Annotated in this window: 10 protein-coding genes and 1 pseudogene; 7 read left to right on the plus strand and 4 right to left on the minus strand. The window is 64.9% G+C overall.

Annotation, left to right across the window (positions count from 1 at the left end):
* The 5 genes and pseudogenes from ABZF37_RS04955 to ABZF37_RS04975 all read left to right on the plus strand — a co-directional run.
* A pseudogene (locus ABZF37_RS04955) lies at positions 1 to 702 on the plus strand (alpha-1,4-glucan--maltose-1-phosphate maltosyltransferase); the annotation flags it as partial.
* A 14-nt stretch (positions 703 to 716) separates the two neighbouring features.
* On the plus strand, positions 717 to 4,067 hold the full coding sequence (gene treS / locus ABZF37_RS04960; protein ID WP_372717396.1) for a maltose alpha-D-glucosyltransferase: 3,351 nt from the start codon (positions 717 to 719) through the stop codon (positions 4,065 to 4,067).
* 138 nt (positions 4,068 to 4,205) lie between these two features.
* Positions 4,206 to 6,386, plus strand: a complete 2,181-nt coding sequence (gene glgX, locus ABZF37_RS04965) for a glycogen debranching protein GlgX (RefSeq protein ID WP_372717398.1) — start codon at positions 4,206 to 4,208, stop codon at positions 6,384 to 6,386.
* On the plus strand, positions 6,383 to 8,224 hold the full coding sequence (treZ, locus tag ABZF37_RS04970) for a malto-oligosyltrehalose trehalohydrolase (RefSeq protein WP_372717400.1): 1,842 nt from the start codon (positions 6,383 to 6,385) through the stop codon (positions 8,222 to 8,224). Before glgX ends, treZ begins: the two co-directional genes overlap by 4 nt.
* A complete protein-coding gene (locus tag ABZF37_RS04975; RefSeq protein WP_372717402.1) occupies positions 8,224 to 13,383 on the plus strand; it encodes a malto-oligosyltrehalose synthase in 5,160 nt (1,719 codons plus the stop codon). Before treZ ends, ABZF37_RS04975 begins: the two co-directional genes overlap by 1 nt.
* Positions 13,384 to 13,437: 54 nt before the next feature.
* On the opposite strand, the gene ABZF37_RS04980 is transcribed toward ABZF37_RS04975, so the two are convergent.
* Both ABZF37_RS04980 and corA read right to left on the minus strand, forming a co-directional pair.
* Entirely contained in the window at positions 13,438 to 14,451 is a 1,014-nt protein-coding gene (locus tag ABZF37_RS04980; protein WP_372717404.1) for a mechanosensitive ion channel family protein, read from the minus strand.
* Between the two features lie 36 nt (positions 14,452 to 14,487).
* The gene (gene corA / locus ABZF37_RS04985; protein WP_372717406.1) at positions 14,488 to 15,465 is read right to left on the minus strand and encodes a magnesium/cobalt transporter CorA; all 978 of its coding nucleotides are present in this window, start codon (positions 15,463 to 15,465) and stop codon (positions 14,488 to 14,490) included.
* 178 nt (positions 15,466 to 15,643) lie between these two features.
* On the opposite strand from corA, the gene ABZF37_RS04990 reads away from it, so the two are divergent.
* Together ABZF37_RS04990 and ABZF37_RS04995 are read left to right on the plus strand one after the other, a co-directional pair.
* Positions 15,644 to 15,955: a hypothetical protein gene (locus tag ABZF37_RS04990; protein ID WP_372717408.1), complete on the plus strand. Its 312-nt coding sequence runs from the start codon at positions 15,644 to 15,646 to the stop codon at positions 15,953 to 15,955.
* Positions 15,956 to 16,139: 184 nt separating this feature from the next.
* Positions 16,140 to 16,823 (plus strand): class I SAM-dependent methyltransferase, encoded by a 684-nt coding sequence (locus tag ABZF37_RS04995; RefSeq protein WP_372717410.1) that lies wholly within the window; start codon positions 16,140 to 16,142, stop codon positions 16,821 to 16,823.
* A 99-nt stretch (positions 16,824 to 16,922) separates the two neighbouring features.
* On the opposite strand, the gene nadA is transcribed toward ABZF37_RS04995, so the two are convergent.
* Together nadA and glcF are read right to left on the minus strand one after the other, a co-directional pair.
* Positions 16,923 to 17,990 (minus strand): quinolinate synthase NadA, encoded by a 1,068-nt coding sequence (nadA, locus tag ABZF37_RS05000; protein WP_372717412.1) that lies wholly within the window; start codon positions 17,988 to 17,990, stop codon positions 16,923 to 16,925.
* A gap of 64 nt (positions 17,991 to 18,054) precedes the next feature.
* A complete protein-coding gene (gene glcF / locus ABZF37_RS05005; protein ID WP_372717414.1) occupies positions 18,055 to 19,275 on the minus strand; it encodes a glycolate oxidase subunit GlcF in 1,221 nt (406 codons plus the stop codon).
* Between the last annotated feature and the right edge of the window lie 60 nt (positions 19,276 to 19,335).

Genomic DNA, 19,335 nt, shown 5'->3' on the forward strand with positions numbered 1-19,335 from the left:
ACCTGGCGCAACACCAAGCAGGAACTGACCGAATACCTCACCGAGCTGTCCCAGGACGGATCGCGCGAGTACTTCCGGCCGAACCTGTGGCCCAACACGCCGGACATCCTGCCCGAGTCCCTGCAGTTCGGTGGCCGCCCGGCGTTCTTGCTGCGCGTTGCCCTGGCGGCCACGCTGGGCGCCAATTACGGCATCTACGGCCCGGCGTTCGAGCTCATGGAGCATCAGCCGCGCGAGCCGCGCAGTGAGGAGTACCTCGACTCGGAGAAGTACCAGATACGCCAGTGGGATCTGGATCGGTCGGACAGCCTCAGGCACTACATCGCGCGCCTGAACCGCATCCGGCGCGACAACCCGGCCCTGCAAGGGGACTGGAGCCTGCGTTTTCACCCGATCGACAACGACATGCTGCTGTGCTTCAGCAAGTCGCACCAGGTGGCGCCCGACGAGATCAACACCATCGTTGTTGTCGCCAACCTCGATCCGTACAACCCCCAGTCGGGATGGATCAATTTGCCGCTGACAGAACTGGGCATTGACCCCGACAGCGCCTACCAGGCCCACGACCTGCTGTCGGACGCGCGTTATCTGTGGCAGGGGCCGAGCAATTTTGTCCGCCTTGAGCCTGACGCTTCGCCGGTACACATCCTGCGCCTGCGACGCCGCGTGCGCAGCGAGCGCGATTTCGACTATTTCCTCTGAGAAGGACCATCCGCATGGAACCTGGCACCAGCCTCACCGAAGCCGTCGCGGCCACCGAATGGCGCACTGACCCGCTGTGGTACAAGGACGCGATCATTTACGAGTTGCACGTCAAGGCGTTCTTTGACAGCAACAACGACGGGGTCGGCGATTTCCGGGGCCTGACCGAAAAACTCGACTATCTGCAGGACCTCGGGGTCAACACGCTGTGGCTGTTGCCGTTCTATCCGTCGCCGTTTCGCGACGACGGCTACGACATCTCCGATTACCACAACATCGATCCGCAGTACGGCACGCGGGCCGATTTCAGGAATTTCGTGCGCGAGGCACACCGGCGCGGCCTGAGGGTGATCACCGAGCTGGTGATCAACCACACCTCGGACCAGCACCCGTGGTTTCAGGCGGCGCGAAGTGCCCCGCCCGGATCATCCAAGCGCGATTTCTACGTCTGGAGCGATACCGACAAGAAATTCGCCGACACGCGCATCATCTTCAGCGACACTGAAAAATCCAACTGGGCCTGGGATGAGGTCGCCCAAGCCTATTACTGGCATCGTTTTTTCTCGCACCAGCCGGACCTGAATCACAACAACCCGGCCGTGGTGCGCGCCGTGATCCGCGTCATGCGCTTCTGGCTGGACATGGGTGTGGACGGCCTGCGCCTGGATGCCATCCCGTACCTGTGCGTGCGCGAAGGCACCAGCAACGAGAACCTGCCGGAAACCCACGCTGTCATCCGGCAGATGCGCGCCGTGGTCGATGCCCATTACAAGAACCGCTTGTTGCTGGCCGAGGCCAACCAGTGGCCCGAGGATGTGCGCGAGTATTTCGGCGACGGCGACGAATGCCACATGGCCTACCACTTTCCCCTGATGCCGCGGCTGTTCATGGCCGTGGCCCAGGAAGACCGCCACCCGGTAGTCGAGATCATGGGCCAGACCCCGGACATCCCGGATTCCTGCCAGTGGGCGATCTTTCTGCGTAACCACGACGAGCTGACGCTGGAGATGGTGACCAGCCGCGAGCGGGACTACATGTACCAGGTGTACGCAATCGACCCGCGCATGCGGGTCAACGTCGGCATACGCCGCCGCCTGGCGCCGCTGATGGACAACCACCGCGAGAAGATCGAGCTGCTCAATTTCCTGCTGCTGACCATGCCCGGCTCGCCGATCATCTATTACGGCGACGAAATCGGCATGGGCGACAACTTCTACCTCGGCGACCGCAACGGCGTGCGCACGCCCATGCAGTGGAGTCCCGACCGCAACGGTGGTTTCTCGAAGTCCGATCCGCAGGGCCTGTTCCTGCCGCCGGTGATGGACCCCGTCTATGGTTACGAGACGGTCAACATCGAGGCGCAGAACCGCAGTCCGTCGTCGCTCCTGCACTGGACCAAGCGCCTGATCGCGGTGCGCAAGAATTACTGCGCCTTCGGCCGTGGCACGCTGAAGTTCCTCGCGCCCGGCAACCGCAAAATTCTGGCCTATGTGCGCGAATGGCAGGACGAAAAGATCCTGTGCGTGGTCAATCTGTCGCGCACGGCGCAGCCAGTGGAGCTGGATCTGGCCGAGTTCAAGGGCAAAATTCCGGTGGAACTGCTGGGCCACACCGCGTTCCCTCCGATTGGCGAGTTGACCTATCTGCTGACACTCAAGGGTTACGGGTATTTCAGTTTCCGACTGGCAAGCGATGTTGCCGCGCCGGCCTGGCATCAGGACCAGCTGCCGGTGCGGGAGCCGCCCGTGCTGGTGCTCAGCGAGGGCTGGCGAACCTTCTTCAAGAGCAAGAGCAGCGCCAGCACGGTCCGGCGCGCCATCTCCGCGCGCGCGCAGGATCAGCTGCAAAAGGACGTCCTGGCGCCGTACCTGATCGGCAAGCGCTGGTTCGCCGCCAAGGGCCGCGCCATACAGCGCATCGAAATCATCGAGCAAGCCGACTGGAACGGCCCGGACGGCAGCTGGTTGCTGGCTCTGATCGAAGTGCATTTCGCCGATGCCGGCCCGGCGCAGACCTACTTCCTGCCGCTGTCCATCGCCTGGGAGGACGATACCAGTGACGACAAGCTGCAAACCCTGCTGCCGTGGACGCTGGCCAAGGTGCGCCAGAAAGCGCGGGTCGGGATTCTGTATGGCGCCTTCGGCGACGAGCGCTTCTGCCGTGCCCTGGTGCATGGCATCCAGGGTGGTGTGACCCTGCCCATGGGCAACGGCACGGTGCGCTTTCGCAACACCGGCGCCATTCCTGACCTTGCCCAGGCGGCCGAGGAACCGGTTCACCATCTGGCGCTGGAACAGAGCAACACCTCGGTTTCCTTCGGCAAGCGCATGTTCCTGAAAGGCTACCGGCACCTGCAACGCGGCGCGAACCCGGAAATGGAAATCGGCTGCTTCCTCACGGAACAGTCGCCCGCCGAGCACATCGTGCCGGTCGGTGGCGTCATCGAATATCAACGGCCGGATGGCCAGAATATGGCGCTGGCCCTGCTGCAACCCTTTGTCGAGAACCAGGGCACGGCATGGACCTACACGGTCGAGTACCTGGACCGGTTCTTCGCCGAGCAGGTAGCCGAGTCGGTCAAGAGCGAAGATCAGCCACACGCGTTCATCCTTCACCAGCTGCAGATCCTCGGGCAGCGCACCGCGCAGTTGCATCAAGCCTTCGGCCGCACGACCGGCGATCCGGCATTCGATCCGGAACCGATCGACAGCGCTGATCTGACCGCATGGGTAGAAAGTATCCGCCACGAAGCAGTACTGACCTTCACACGCCTGGAGGAGCTTCGGGCCGTGCTGCCCGTATCCCTGGTGGATTCCTGCGACCAACTGCTGTCGCTGCGGCCAGTGTTGCTCGAGAGCTTGAAACCGCAGGCGCTGGCCGGGCTGGAAGCAGCGCGCACCCGCTACCACAGCGACTTCCACCTGGGTCAGGTGCTGATGGTTCAGGACGACTTCGTGATCATCGACTTCGAGGGCGAACCCGGTCGCTCGATTGCCGAACGGCGAGCCAAGCATTCCCCCTTACGCGATGTCGCTGGCATGCTTCGGTCACTGAGCTACGCGGCCGGCATGGCGGTCAAGCGCAGCACAACGGAGCGACCGGGCGACCGGGATCGCCTGGCACCCCTGGCCCTGGCCTGGGAGCAGTCGGCGAGGCAGGCGTTCCTGAGCGGATACCGGACCGCGATTACCGGTTGCCCCGCCTGGCCACGGGACGACAAGGACGCCGAACGATTGATCGATCTGTTCCTGGTGGAGAAAGCGCTGTACGAGATCCGCTACGAGATGGACAACCGGCCGGACTGGCTGGACATCCCGATATCCGGACTTCTGGGTCAGCTCGGCGCCACCCATGAGGAACGCTGAAGAAAACCCCGTGCGGGTCCCAGCCACCGGCAACTGACTGGCAGAGGCCCGGCCGGGTCCGGACGCCTGCATTCCAGTTGGCTGGCGGCCCGCGGGCCACTGAAAATCGGCCACCCGTGGCCCGTCACGAACATCATCATGCGTCCAGCGCGGCGCTTGGCGCATGGTCGAACAGGAGCAATTGACTTGGGACAGATCATCAATGCGGTGTGGCCGGGCAAGCCGTTTCCGCGCGGCGCCACCTGGGATGGCGAGGGTGTCAACTTCGCCCTGTTCTCGGAGCATGCGCACAAGGTCGAGCTGTGCCTGTTCGACCCCTCCGGCCGGCGGGAGCTGCAACGCATCACCCTGCCGGAACGAACCAACCAGATCTGGCATGGCTACCTTCCCGAGGCGCGACCGGGCCTGCTCTATGGCTATCGCGTCCATGGTCCGTACGATCCGGCGCACGGGCACCGGTTCAATCCGAACAAACTGTTGATCGAACCGTACGCCAAGGACATCGTCGGACCGATCCGCTGGAGTGATGCCCATTTCGGCTACCGCATCAACCATCGCCGCCAGGATCTGTCCTTCGACCGCCGCGACAACGCCGCCGGGATGCCCAAGTGCCGCATCATCGACCCGGCGTTCTCCTGGGGCAACGACCGTTCGCCGAATATCGACTGGCACGACATGGTGATCTACGAACTGCACGTGCGCGGCTTCACCATGCGCCACCCCGAGGTGCCGCCACAGCTGCGCGGCACCTATGGTGGCCTGGCCACCAGCCCGGTCATCGAACACCTGAAGCGCCTGGGCGTGACCACGGTCGAGCTGATGCCCGCCCACGCCTTTGTGGACGATCGCCACCTGGTCGAGAAGGGCCTGCACAATCACTGGGGCTACAACTCGATTGGTTTTTTCGCGCCCGAGCACCGTTACAGCTCAAGCGGCGGCGTGAGCGAATTCAAGACCATGGTGAAAACGCTGCATTCGGCCGGCATCGAGGTGATCCTCGACGTGGTCTACAACCACACCGCCGAGGGCAACCAACTGGGACCGACGCTGTCGTTCCGCGGCATCGACAACGCCTCCTACTACCGCCTGATGCCGGACGACCCGCGTTACTACATGGACTTCACCGGCTGCGGCAACACCCTGAACATGCAGCATCCGCGCGTGCTGCAGATGATCATGGATTCGCTGCGCTACTGGGTGCTGGAAATGCATGTCGACGGTTTTCGCTTTGATCTTGCCTCGGCGCTGGCGCGCGAGCTGTACGAGGTCAACCGGCTGGGCTCCTTCTTCGACGTCCTGCACCAGGACCCGGTGCTGTCGCAGGTCAAGCTGATTGCGGAACCCTGGGATCTGGGCGAAGGCGGCTACCAGGTTGGCAACTTCCCCCCCGGCTGGGCCGAGTGGAACGACCGCTATCGCGACACCATGCGTGCCTACTGGAAAGGCGACGGCGGCCTGATCGGCGAGTTCGCGCAACGCTTTACCGGTTCGAGTGACCTGTACGAGTCGAGTGGGCGCACACCCAACGCCAGCATCAATTTCATCACCGCCCACGACGGTTTCACGCTGAGCGACCTGGTCACCTACAACGAAAAGCACAACGAGGCCAACCTGGAGGACAACCAGGACGGCAACGACAACAACCTGTCCTGGAACTGCGGCGTCGAGGGGCCGACCGACGACCCGAAAATCAACGCCCTGCGCGCGCGTCAGAAGCGCAACCTGCTCGCCACGCTGCTGTTCTCGCAGGGAGTACCCATGCTGGTGGCCGGCGACGAGATCGGTCGCAGCCAGGGCGGCAACAACAATGCCTATTGCCAGGACAACCCGATCAGCTGGATCGACTGGGACCTGTCGGCCGCCGACCAGGAGCTGCTCGCCTTCGTGCAGCGGATCATCCAGCTGCGCCGCGAGCATCCGGTGTTCCACCGACGCCATTTCTTTCAGGGCAAGCCCATTCATGGCGCCGACATCAAGGACATCCACTGGCTGAAGCCGGACGGGACCGAGATGACCGAGGACGAATGGGATCACGACTTTGCACGGTGCCTGGGCGTGTATCTGTCCGGCCGCTCGCTGACCGAGCACGACCAGCGGGGTCGCCCGGTCCGCGACAACGACTTCATACTGCTGTTCAACACACACCACGACCCACTGCCGTTTCAGTTGCCGGAACTGAAATCGGGCAGCAGCTGGCAAGTCCTGCTGGACACGCACTATCACAGTGGCCTGGTCGCCGACGGCGCCTATCCAGGCAACATCCCCTACCCGCTTGAAGCACGTTCGCTGGTTCTGCTGACGGAACAGGAGACGGCATGAAACGGCAGCATGCCATGCCTTTCGGGGCCCAGGTCGATGGGGCATCGACGCAGTTTCGCCTGTGGGCACCCGGCGCCGGGCGCGTGGAACTTGAACTGACAACGGCGACCGGCGAGCGCCTGATTCCCCTCACCCCCGACGCTGCGGGCTGGCACACACTGCGACTGGACGGCATCGGCGCAGGTACGCGCTATCGATACCTTATCGACGGCGCGCTGCGGGTGCCGGATCCGGCCTCCCGCTTCAACCCGGACGATGTGCAGGGCGCCAGCGAGGTCATCGATCCGGCCGCCTTCGACTGGCGTGACGGCGACTGGCGCGGCCGGCCATGGCAGCAAGCCGTTATTTACGAACTGCACGTGGGCGCGTTCAGCCCCGGCGGGGATTTCGATGGCGTACTCCAGCGCCTCGATTACCTGGTCTCGCTCGGCGTAACCGCCATTGAGCTGATGCCGGTGGCCGACTTTCCGGGCCGGCGCAACTGGGGTTACGACGGGGTGCTGCCGTTTGCCCCCGATGCCGCCTACGGCCGGCCGGAGGCTCTGAAAACCCTGATCCAGGAGGCGCACGCGCGCGGGCTGATGGTGCTGCTGGACGTGGTCTACAACCACTTTGGGCCGGATGGCAATTACCTGCATGCCTACGCGCCGGCATTTTTCAACCCGCGCCACACCACACCGTGGGGCGCGGCCATCAACTTCGACGCGCCCGGCAGCGAGGTGGTACGCGATTTTTTCATTCACAACGCCCTGTACTGGCTGGAAGAGTTCCACTTCGATGGCCTGCGCGTGGATGCGGTGCATGCCATCTGCGACGACTCGCAGCCCGACATCATCGACACCTTGTGCGCGGCGGTGCACGCCGGCCCCGGCAGAACACGGCTCATTCACATGGTGCTGGAGAACGAAAGCAACCAGGCGCACCGGCTGGAGCGCGACCCCGACGGCCACCCCAGGCGCGCCACCGCGCAGTGGAATGACGACATTCACCACACCCTGCACGTGCTGCTCAGCGGCGAGCAGGATGGCTATTACGCGGACTTTGCCAGCGCCCCGGTGGCCCAGCTGGGTCGCTGCCTGAGCGAGGGCTTTGCCTTTCAGGGCGACCCGTCGCCGTTTCGCCAGGGCGCCAGTCGCGGCGAGCCGAGCCGCCACCTGCCGCCGGCCGCCTTCGTCAACTCCTTGCAGACGCACGATCAGATTGGCAATCGCGCCTTTGGCGAACGCCTGTGTCACCTGGCGGCACCGGTCGCCCTTGAGGCGGCCACCGCGCTGCTGCTGCTGGCGCCCCAGCCGCCGATGCTGTTCATGGGTGAGGAATTCGCCGCCGCGCAGCCGTTTCTGTTTTTCTGTGATTTCGGACCCGAACTGGCCCGCGCCGTTACCGACGGGCGGCGGCGGGAGTTCGCGCATTTCACCCGCTTCTCCAACCCCGCCGCGCTGGAGCGGATACCCGACCCCAACGCGCCGGCAACCCTTGCCGCCAGCGTGCTCGACTGGTCGGCGCTGGACCAGCCGCCGCATGATCACTGGCTGGCCCTGTACCGCCACCTGCTGGCGATCCGGCATGCCGAAATCATCCCCCGGCTGGCGGGGATGTCGGGCGACAGCGGCAAACTCACGCTAACCGGCGATCGCGCCTTGACTGTGCAGTGGCAGCTGGGAGACGGCAGCCAGCTGGCACTCGCGGCCAATCTGGGCGACGCGCCGGTCAAGCTGCCGATGCAGCCGGGGCGGGTGCTCTACCTGAGCCGCAATCTGTCGACCACCGCGCATGACGCTGGCCAGCTACCGCCCTGGTCGGTGGCCTGGACCCTGGCAGCGCGGGGCGCCGGCTGATGCCTCAGAACCCGACCCTCGCGCGCCTGACCGAGCTGTGCGGCATCCAGCCCGTGTATCACGATGTGTGGGGCCGCAGCCATGCCGTGTCCGATACCACGCGCCGCGCGCTGCTCGCCGCCATGCACCTGGCACCCGACGCGGACAGCGCCGAGTTGATTGAACAGATCGAGGCGCGCGACTGGTGCCGCTTGCTGCCACCGGTGCAGGTACTGACGCTCAGCCAGGCGCCGATTCAGATCACCATTACCGTCCCGAGCGCCTGGACGCAGCGGGTATTTCAGTGGCGTCTGACCCCCGAAACGGACAAGGGAAGAGGCGGCGAGTTTCGACCGGCACAGGCCACCCCGGTTGCGGAACGGGAGATCGGCGGGACCGGCTATCGGCGATACAGCCTCGAGTTACCGCCACTGGGCGTGACCGGCTACCACCGGTTCGAGCTGGAGTGTCCGCAACAGCAGGACGAGGCGTCAGCCCAGATGGCCCTGATCATCACCCCCGCCACCTGCTTCCAGCCCGAGGCGGTGCGCGCGGAACGCCGCGCCTGGGGACCGACCGTTCAACTCTACAGCCTGCGTTCGCAGCGCAACTGGGGCATCGGCGATTTTGGCGACCTGCAAACGCTGGTTGGCCTGACCGCGCAGGCCGGCGGCGGCATCGTCGGCCTGAACCCCCTGCACGCGCTGTTTCCCGACCAACCGCAGCATTGCAGTCCCTACAGCCCGTCCAGCCGGCTGTTCCTGAACCTGCTGTACATCGATGTCGAGGCGGCGGCCAGCAGCAACGACAGCGCGCGGACGCGCGAGCTGATCGCCAGTCCACGCTTCCAGGCGCGTCTGCGCCGCTTGCGTGCAGCAGAGCAGGTGGATTACCCAGGCGTCACTGCCTGCAAGCTGGAGGCATTGCGCCTCAGCTGGCGGGATTTTCGCGGCGACCACCTGGCAAGCGACAGCGATCGTGCCCGCGCTTTTGCCCAGTACCGCGCCGCGCAGGGGGAGGCGCTGCATCTACACGCCCTGTTCGAGGCTCTACAGGCCCATTTTCGGGCCGATGACGAAACCGTCTGGGGCTGGCCGGCGTGGCCGCAGGCCTACCGTGACCCCAAATCATCGGACGTGCGCCAGTTTGCGGAAGCCCACTCGGACGAAGTTGATTTTCGTGCCTACCTGCAGTGGCTGGCCCACGAGCAGCTGGCCGCGGCTGGCCAGGCTTCGTGGAGCCACGGCCTGGGCATCGGCCTATACCAGGATATTGCCCTCGGGGTAAATCCGGGCGGCGCCGATACCTGGGTCCAGCAGGAGGTATACGCCCTTGGCGCCTATGCCGGCGCCCCCCCCGACGAGTTCAATCTGCATGGCCAGGACTGGGGCCTGCCGCCGTTCGTGCCGCATCGGCTGCGCGAGAGCGCCTACGCACCGTTCATCGACACCTTGCGCGCCACCATGAGTCCCTGCGGCGCGCTGCGCATCGACCACGCCATGAGTCTGATGCGCCTGTTCTGGGTGCCGGCAGGCGGCAGTGCCGAGGACGGCGCCTACGTCAGCTACCCGTTCCAGGACCTTCTGGGCATCCTGGCGCTCGAAAGCCAGCGTAATGAATGCCTGGTGATCGGCGAGGATCTGGGCACGGTACCGGACGGTCTGCGCGGCGCGCTGACCACGGCCGGCGTGCTGTGCTACCGACCGCTGATTTTCGAACGCGTCGACGACGGTTCGTTCAAACCGCCAGGCGAGTTCCCGCATCAGGCCCTGGCGGTGGTCAGCACGCATGACCTGCCAACCCTGCGCGGCTACTGGAAGAGCTTCGACCTGGATACCCGTGCCGAGCTTGACCTGTTTCCGACGCCAGCGCTGCACGAGAACGCCGTGACCGAACGCGCCCTGGACCGCGCCCGGCTACTGATCGCCCTGCAACATGAGCAGCTGCTGCCGCCAGACATCGGCATCGATCCGGTGACGGTCCCCGACATCACCCCCGCACTGAGTGACGCCGTACACCATTACCTTGCCCGCACGCCGTCGTGCGCGCTGGTGGTGCAACCGGAGGACATCTTCGGCGTCATCGAGCAAACCAACCTGCCGGGTAGCACCAACGGCCATCCGAACTGGCGGCGCAAGCTGCCGTTGCCGCTGGACGCCTGGGCCGATGACGCTCGCTGGCAGTCCATCACCACCATCCTGCGCAATGAGCGCGGCAGCGGCGTTTGGCCGCGCCACCAGCCCGCGTCGTCACCGCCCGCCACCACCGTCCCGCGCGCCACCTATCGCCTGCAGTTCAACGACGAATTCACCCTGGCGCAGGCTACCGAGCTGGTGCCTTACCTGGCCGATCTGGGCATCAGCCACTGCTATGCCTCGCCTTATTTGCGCGCCCGCCCGGGCAGCAGTCACGGTTACGACATCGTCGACCACAACACCATCAACCCGGAAATCGGCAGTGCCGAGGATTTCCAGCGCTTCATCACCACCTTGCAGGAGCATGGCATGGGCCAGATTCTGGACATGGTGCCCAACCACATGGGGGTGATGGGCTCGGACAATCAGTGGTGGCTGGGCGTGCTGGAGAACGGCGCCGCCTCGGTGTATGCCGACTACTTCGACATCGACTGGCAGCCGCTGAATCCGGAACTGCGCGGCAAGGTCCTGTTGCCGCTGCTGGGCGATCATTACGGCGCGGTGCTCAGCCGCGGGGAGCTGACACTGGTGTTCGACGCCACTCGCGGCGAATTTTCCGTCAACTACTACCAGCATCGCCTGCCGGTTGATCCGGCCGAGTACCCACGCATTGTCGGCCTGCACCTGGACCGTCTGGCCACGACCCTGGGCCCTGACCACGAGCGCCTGCACGAACTGCAAAGTCTGCTCACGGCCTTCGGCCACCTGCCACCGCAACATGAGACCCACGAGCGACAGGTTGCCGAGCGGAACCGCGACAAGGAGGTTTACAAGCGGCAGCTGGCGGCACTGTGCGAAGCAATGCCAGCCATCCTGCAGCACATCGAACAAGGCCTTGCAGAATTCAACGGCCGACCTGGCGAGCAGGCCAGGCGCGACCAGCTGCACGAGCTGATCAAGGCACAGGCCTGGCGCGTGGCCTACTGGCGGGTCGCCGCCGACGACATCAACTACCGGCGGTTCTTCGACATCAACGACCTGGCGGCACTGCGCATGGAGAACCCGGCCGTGTTCGACGACACCCACCGCCTGGTCCTCGACCTGATCGCCGATAACACCCTGCACGGCCTGCGCATCGACCACCCCGATGGCCTGAACGACCCGCACGATTATTTCCAGCGTCTGCAGGCGAGCGTGCAAAACCGTCGCAACGGCAGCCTGGCACCGGTCGCCACGGGCCAGGACCGCGGCGAGCTACCGCTTTACCTGGTGGTCGAGAAGATCCTCGCCGAGCACGAACGCATGCCGGACGACTGGCCGATCCACGGCGCTACCGGCTATCGCTTCGCCAATCTCGCCAACGCCCTGTTCGTCGATCCCGCGGCGCAACGGCGCATGTCGCGAATTTATGCCGACTTCGCGCCGCACGCCGGCGATTTCGACGACCTGGTCTACGAGTGCAAGAAGCTGATCATGCGCTCGGCCCTGGCAAGCGAGCTGAACGTGCTCGCCAATCAGCTGGCGCGAATCGCCGGGGCCAGCCGCTACACCTGCGATTACACGCTGAACGGCCTGCGCAACGCGCTGAGCGAGGTTACCGCCTGCTTTCCCGTGTATCGGACCTATATCACCGCCGGGCGCGTGTCGGCTGACGACCGGCGCCACATCGACTGGGCGGTGGCCGTGGCCAAACGCCGCAGCCAGGCGGCCGACGTCGGCATCTACGACTTCGTGCGCAACGTGCTGACCACCGACATCGGCGCCGACAAACGGCCGAGCTACCGCGACCAGGTACGTGCTTTTGCCATGAAGTTCCAGCAGTACACCGCCCCGGTCATGGCCAAGGGCCTGGAAGACACTGCCTTCTACCGCTACCACCGGCTGATCTCGCTCAATGATGTCGGCAGCGATCCACGACGTTTCGGTATTTCAGTGGCCGTCTTTCACGCCGCCACTCGCACGCGCGCCAAACACTGGCCGCACAACATGCTGGCTACCTCCACCCACGACAGCAAGCGGGCCGAGGACGTGCGTGCGCGCATCAACGTGCTGTCCGAAGTACCGGCCGCCTGGAAGCTGACCGTGCACCGCTGGCGGCGCCTGAATCGCAGCAGGAAACGTCCGCTGGACGGCCTGCTGGCACCCTCGCCGAGCGATGAGTATCTGCTGTACCAAACCCTGGTTGGCACCTGGCCCCTTCACGAGCCGGACGCCGAGGCACTGGCCGAGTACCGGACGCGTATCGAGCAGTACATGGCAAAAGCGGTACGCGAGGCCAAGACCCACAGCAGCTGGATCAACGTCAACGCCGATTACGAGGCAGCGCTGTCCGGCTTCATCCAGGATCTGCTGACCCCTAGCGAGACCAACCCGTTCCTGGCCGAGTTGGCCACCGCGGCGCGGCGCCTGACCCACCAGGGCCTGCTCAACAGCCTGGCGCAAACCCTGCTAAAAATGACCTCGCCGGGGGTGCCGGACATCTACCAGGGCAGCGAACTGTGGCAGTTCCACCTGGTCGATCCGGACAACCGCCGCCCGGTCGACTATGGCCTTCGCCGCCGGCATCTGGCCGACCTCAAGGCGCTGCTGGATGTGGAGCCGGCCCGGTGGGCGGAACGCCTGCGGCCGCTGGTTGAGACTCCGCAGGACGGGCGCGCCAAGCTGTACCTGATCTGGCGCAGCCTGAGCCTGCGCAGGCAATGGCCACAGGTGTTTCGTGACGGCGACTACCGGCCACTTAAGGTAGAGGGCAAGTTCGCCGACCACGTTTGCGCCTATGGCCGCGTTCTCGAGGGCAAGGCCGTGGTGACGGTGGTGCCACGCCTGCTGAGCAAACTGTCAGATGACCGGGCCGAGGCGGCGCTGCGCATCGACTGGCGCGATACGCGCGTTGCGCTACCCGACGATGCCGGCGCTGACTGGCACAACACCCTGACCGGCGGCCAAGCAGCTTGCGGCAAGGACCGGTGGGTTGGTGTTGGCGAGCTGCTCGCGGATTTTCCGGTCGCGCTGCTGGTCAACGAGTTCGACGCGCTGGGGGTTTGAGCCGTCGGGAAACAGCCGGTCAGCGTCGACGCGTGTGCCGCCGCACCCGAAGGATCAGGTCGGCTGGTCGATACGCACCGGAACCGGCGGCTGGGCACTGTCCGACCAGCTGCGAATGTGCAGGTCCCGTTGCGGGAACGGTATCTCGATACCGTATTTGCCCAGCGCGGTCTCGATCTCCCACAAGTAGTCGGCCTGGACCGCGCCGGGGCGCTTCACCGCCTCGGAGGTCAGCCACACGATGAGCTCGAAGTTCAGGCTGCTGTCACCGAACGCGGTGAGCCAGACCTGGGGCTGGCGTGAGTCGATGCCGGTGAGCGTGTGCCGCACGATGCCTGCCGCTTCCAGGGCGGCCGTGCGCACCAGGTCCTTGTCCGAGCCATAGGCCACACCGAAGGGCACATGGATGCGCCGGATCACATCGCGCATGGTCCAGTTGGTCACATGCCCGTTCACGAACACCGAATTGGGCACGACGATGTCGATGTTGTCGTTGGTGGTGATCAGGGTGCTGCGAAAATTGATCTCGCGCACCTCGCCGCTGATGCCGGACTCAAGCTCGATGAAATCGCCCACCTTGAGCGATTTCTCGAACAGCAGCACCAGGCCGGCCACGAAGTTGCTGATCAGGTTCTGCAGGCCAAAGCCGACGCCCACACCCAGCGCACTGGCGAACAAGGCAAATTTGCTCAGATCCAGGCCAATGGACGCCATCCCGATGATGAAACCAAGCGTGAGCACGACGTAGTGCAGCAGCCGGTTCAGGGTGTAGAGCGAGGCCTGGTTGAAATTCGGGCGGTAGGCAGCCACCCGGCTCATTCCAAGCTGTACCAGCCGCGACAGCCACCAGGCGAGGGTAAAGATCACGATCACTCGCAGCAAACTACCGACCGTGATGGCAACGTCGCCGACGGCGAACAAGGGCCGGGACAGCCCGCCGACTGTGGCCTGCCAGAAAGCTTCGACCGAGCGCCAGTTCGACTGGACCGAGAACAGGCCGCCCTCCCGCCCGGTCAAGCCCTGCAAGGCAACCAGCGCCGCGTCGGCCACGGGATTCGCAAGCCTCATCTGTTCATCTCCACGCCTGGTGCCGCGCCCACACCGTCACAACCAGCGCCTTTTGCGAAACAGGAGCAACAGCACCGTGGCGATGGCGCCCATGACACCCAGCAGCACGAAATAGCCGGCGCGCGATTTCAGCTCGGGCATGTTCTCGAAATTCATTCCGTAGACACCGGCCAGGAAACTGAGCGGCACGAAGATGGCTGTAATGATGGTGAGCACCCGGATGATGTTGTTGAGCCGATGGGAGGCGACCGAAATGTAGCCGTCGATCAGATCCGAGGCGACCTCGTAGTAAAGCGTCGCCAGGCTGCTGGCGCGTTCCTGATGCTCGTAGACATCCCGGATCTCGTGCACCCGCTCGGCATGTATCTGCGCTGGCGGGTCGCTGAGCAGCTCCTGGAATATCTGTACGTGGTAGACCAGAACGCGCCGGAATTTACGCAGATTGGTCTTGTATCCGATCAATTCGGCCAGCACCTCGTCCCGCGGGTGGGCGACGATTTCCTGTTCGAGATCCTCCAGCCGTGGCTCCAGCATCAGCAACCGCTCCAGATAACGGTCGATCGAAATCCGGGACAGCCGCAGGGCCAGGGCGTCGGAACCGGCGGCAAATCCGGAAGGTTCATCCTGAAGTGCCTGCCACAGCCGGTCGATGGACAGGGACGGTCCCGAATGACGGGTCACGAAGTATCGATCGCCGATGAACATGGCGATCTGGATGGTCTCGAACTCGAAATGCGTCTGCGCCGAGGCCGCGCCAAGTCCCTTCAACAGGATGAACACGTGATCTGAGAACAGTTCAAGTTTCGGCGGGTGCCGGCTGCGCTGCGCGTCCTGAACCGCCAGAGGGTGCAAACCGAAGCTGTCGACCAGCATGCCGCGCTCAGCCTGCGGCGGGTTGTCCGACAGATCCGCCCACAGGATTGCGTCCGGCTCCTGGCGCCAGGCATCGACCAATTCCTCTGCCCCGGTCGCAATCTGCCGCGTCGCGGGTCGGTACAGCATCGTGCGAATCATGGGCCTCCCGATCGGTTTGGGTCTGTATGACCACCGTCCTGATGTCCGCAGATGGTACGTGAGGTCACGCCGAACCCGACATCGTCAGCACGGCCCGACCGGACAACGACGGCCCGTCGCCAGCTGGCGCGGCTTCGGGTTAGGCTGCGCGGGCACACCATGGAGACTGAACCCGCGCATGCTCAATATCGCCGCAATCTGCCTGGTCATTACCGCGCTTTTGGCGTATCTGAACCACCGTTTCGTCGGTTTCCCAACCACCATCGGGGTGATGGCGGCAGCCCTTGCCCTGTCTCTGTCCCTGGTCGGACTGGACGCCGTGGGCATCGCTCACGACTTGCGCCAGTACGAGGAATCGCTGCTGCGCTCGATCGATTTTTCGGACGTCCTGATGCAGGGCATGCTGTCGCTGCTGCTGTTCGCCGCATCTCGGTGGCGCTGGCGCTGTCGCTGCCGGCTGGCCCGGCGCGCGATACGGTTGTGGCCCTGACCTACGGCGTGGTCGTGTTTTCCATACTCGCGCAGGGGCTGTCCATCGGCCTGCTCACGCGAAAGATGGTCACCCATCGCCGGTCCACTGCGGCGCCATGAATCCACGCACCTGGAGTCGTGCTTCGCCGGTATGGCAGAGCACCGGATGCAAGCCCCTAGTTCAGCTCGACGGACCAGACTGAATGAGCGCCAAGGTATTCAGCGAGGCCCGAATACTCGAGTCCTGGGGCCGGAATGCCGCAGCGTGGACGGTCGCGGTACGCGACCGGAAAATCGACAGCCGCGTGCAGGTGACCGATCGGGCCATCGTCGAGGCCATACTCAGCCGCCGGCCAGGCTCGGTTCTCGACCTGGGCTGCGGCGAGGGATGGCTGGTTCGGGAACTGGCCGCGCGCAACATCGAGGCGCTGGGCGTCGATGCGGTGCCGGGCCTCATCGCGGATGCCATGGCCGCCGGGGGCGGTGGTTTTCTTCAGGTTTCCTACGAGGACCTCGCGACCGGAAAACACGGCGTTTTGGTCGATGTCATTGCCTGCAATTTCTCGCTGCTGGGCAAAGAATCGGTCGAGGACGTATTCAGGACGGCGCCATTACTGCTCAATCCGCACGGCTCACTGATCGTACAAACCCTGCATCCGGTCTTCGCCTGTGGCGATCTGCCCTACCAGGACGGCTGGCGCGCTGGTTCATGGGCCGGGTTCAGTGCCGATTTCACCGACCCGGCGCCCTGGTATTTTCGGACCCTGGACAGCTGGGTGGAGTTATTCGTGAATAACGGCTTTCGGCTGCTGGAGGTACGTGAACCACTCCATCCACACACCCAGACGCCGGCCTCCGTCATCTTCATCGCGGAACCGCCTGCTTGACGAGGCCACACACGCGGGCGGGCCACGGCGTCACTGTGTCCGGAACCTGCGACGCCATCGGCGGCGGGTGCTGGCGCCCCCGAGCATTGCCGGGCGGATCTACGCGTCGCCCGCGCTTTGTACATTCTGGCGACGGGTGAACTCCAGCATACGGTCGATCGGCAGGCGCGCCCGGGCGCCAATGGCCGGGTCGACGTGGATTTCACCCACGCCGGTTTCGAGCGCCCGCAGCAGGCCATTCAGGCTGTTCATGGACATCCATGGGCAATGCGCACAGCTCTTGCAGGTGGCGCTTTTGCCCGCGGTGGGTGCCTCGATCAGTCGCTTGCCCGGCGCCAGCTGACGCATCTTGTGGAAGATGCCGCGGTCGGTTGCGACGATGAATTCGTCGGCATCCAGTTCCTGCACGGCTTTGACCATGCGGCTTGTGGAACCGACCACATCGGCCTGGGCAACGACGCTGGCCGGAGACTCCGGATGCACCAACACCTTGGCGCGCGGGTGTTCGCGGCGCAGCGCCGCCAGCTCGTCGCCCTTGAACTCCTCGTGCACGATGCAGGCGCCATCCCACAGCAGCATGTCGGCACCGGTCTGCTGGCAGATGTACGCGCCCAGGTGTTTGTCCGGCGCCCAGAGGATTTTTTGCCCCTGATCACGCAGATGAGCCACGATGTCCACCGCACACGATGAGGTGACCAACCAGTCGGCGCGCGCTTTCACCGCGGCACTGGTGTTGGCGTACACCACCACGGTGCGGTCCGGATGCAGGTCACAGAAGGCGGCGAAGCTGTCGATCGGACAACCCAGATCCAGCGAACAGGTAGCCTCCAGTTCCGGCATCAGCACGCGCTTTTCCGGGTTCAGGATTTTCGCCGTCTCGCCCATGAAGCGCACGCCGGCGACGATCAGCGTCGAGGCCGGGTGCTCGTTGCCGAAGCGCGCCATGTCGAGCGAATCCGACACATGACCGCCACTGCTCTCGGCCAGCTGTTGCAGCGCGTCGTCCACGTAATAGTGCGCCACCAGCACCGCATCCTGAGCCTGCAGCAACTCGCGGATGCGCGCCTCCAGCGCGGCGCGCTCGGCGCCGACCGGCTCGGCGCGTTCCACATCCACGGTCAGCGGGTAGTCGTTGACCGGTGTGGCGTAGAGGGTCTCGGCAGACATGGCAGGCTCCAGCACAAGGGGCATAGATCTTAAGATTGGGCGCGCGCGAAACGGTTACAAGCCGTCAGCCAAAGCCGGGATCGAGCAGTTCTATCCAATGCCGAACCGGCACCGCAGCTGCGCCCTGCAAGTGCGCAAGACAGCCGATGTTGGCGGTAACGATCAGCGCCGGAGCACCCGCGGCAAGACTTGCGAGCTTGCGCCCACGCAGCTCCTGCGACAACTCGCGCTGCAGCAAGGCATAGGTACCGGCCGCTCCACAACACAGGTGGCCATCCGCCGCCGGCAACAGCTCGAATCCGACCCGGCGCAGCAGCCCCTCCACCACGCCGCCCAGGCGCTGGCCGTGTTGCAGCGTGCAGGGGCTCTGAAAGGCAACGCGACGGGGCGTGCCGGGGGCCGGCTTCAGGCCGGACAGGTCCTCCGCTTCCAGTACCTGCGACAGGTCGAGCGCACACTCGGAGATCCTGCGCGCACGCGCTGCATACGCCGGGTCGTCGGCCAGCAGATGGCCGTAGTCCTTGACCTGCACGGCGCAGCCGCTGGCGGTCACCACCACCGCCTCGGCGCCGGCCTGGATCTGCGGCCACCAGGCATCGATATTGCGACGCATGAAATTGCGCGCCTCATCCGGCGCCGTCAGGTGCTGGCTGATGGCACCGCAGCAGCCAACGCCGCTGATCGTCTCCAGACGGATACCAAGCCGGTCCAGCACCCGCGTCGCGGCAGCGTTGATACGCGGATCGATGGCGTCCTGCACGCAGCCACCCAGCAGCAACATGCGCCGGGCGTGGTGTCGGGTCGGCAATACACCGGCGGCACGCGTCGGCGGAATCAGCTCCCTTAGACGGGACGGCAACACAGGCCGCAGCAGGCGGCCGAACCGAAGCAGCAGGGCAAAACGTCCGGCGTGTGGCAAGACCTCCCGTAACGCGCGGCGCAGCAGGCGTTGCCCGGGACTGCGCGGCGCGGCCTGCTCGATCAGTTCACGCCCGTAATCCAGCACCCGGCCGTATTCCACCCCGGCCGGGCAGGTGGTCTCACAGGCGCGGCAGGTCAGGCAGCGGTCAAGATGCGTCCGCAGCGATGCTGTGACAACGCCGGTCTCGACGGCGCTTTTTATCTGGTACAGACGTCCGCGCGGACCGTCGAGCTCATCCCGGCGCACCTGAAACGTGGGACAAGTGACATTGCAGAAGCCACAATGCACGCACTTGCGGATGATGCGCTCGACCGCTGTGCCCTCCTGTGTGGCACGCACGGCATCCGGAAATCGCGTTTGCATGACAGTCCCTGGCGATAGATGTTGCGCGGCCCGGCGCGCCAATCGGCACGCGGTCGCACA

Source organism: Immundisolibacter sp. (assembly GCF_041601295.1).
Classification (GTDB): domain Bacteria; phylum Pseudomonadota; class Gammaproteobacteria; order Immundisolibacterales; family Immundisolibacteraceae; genus Immundisolibacter.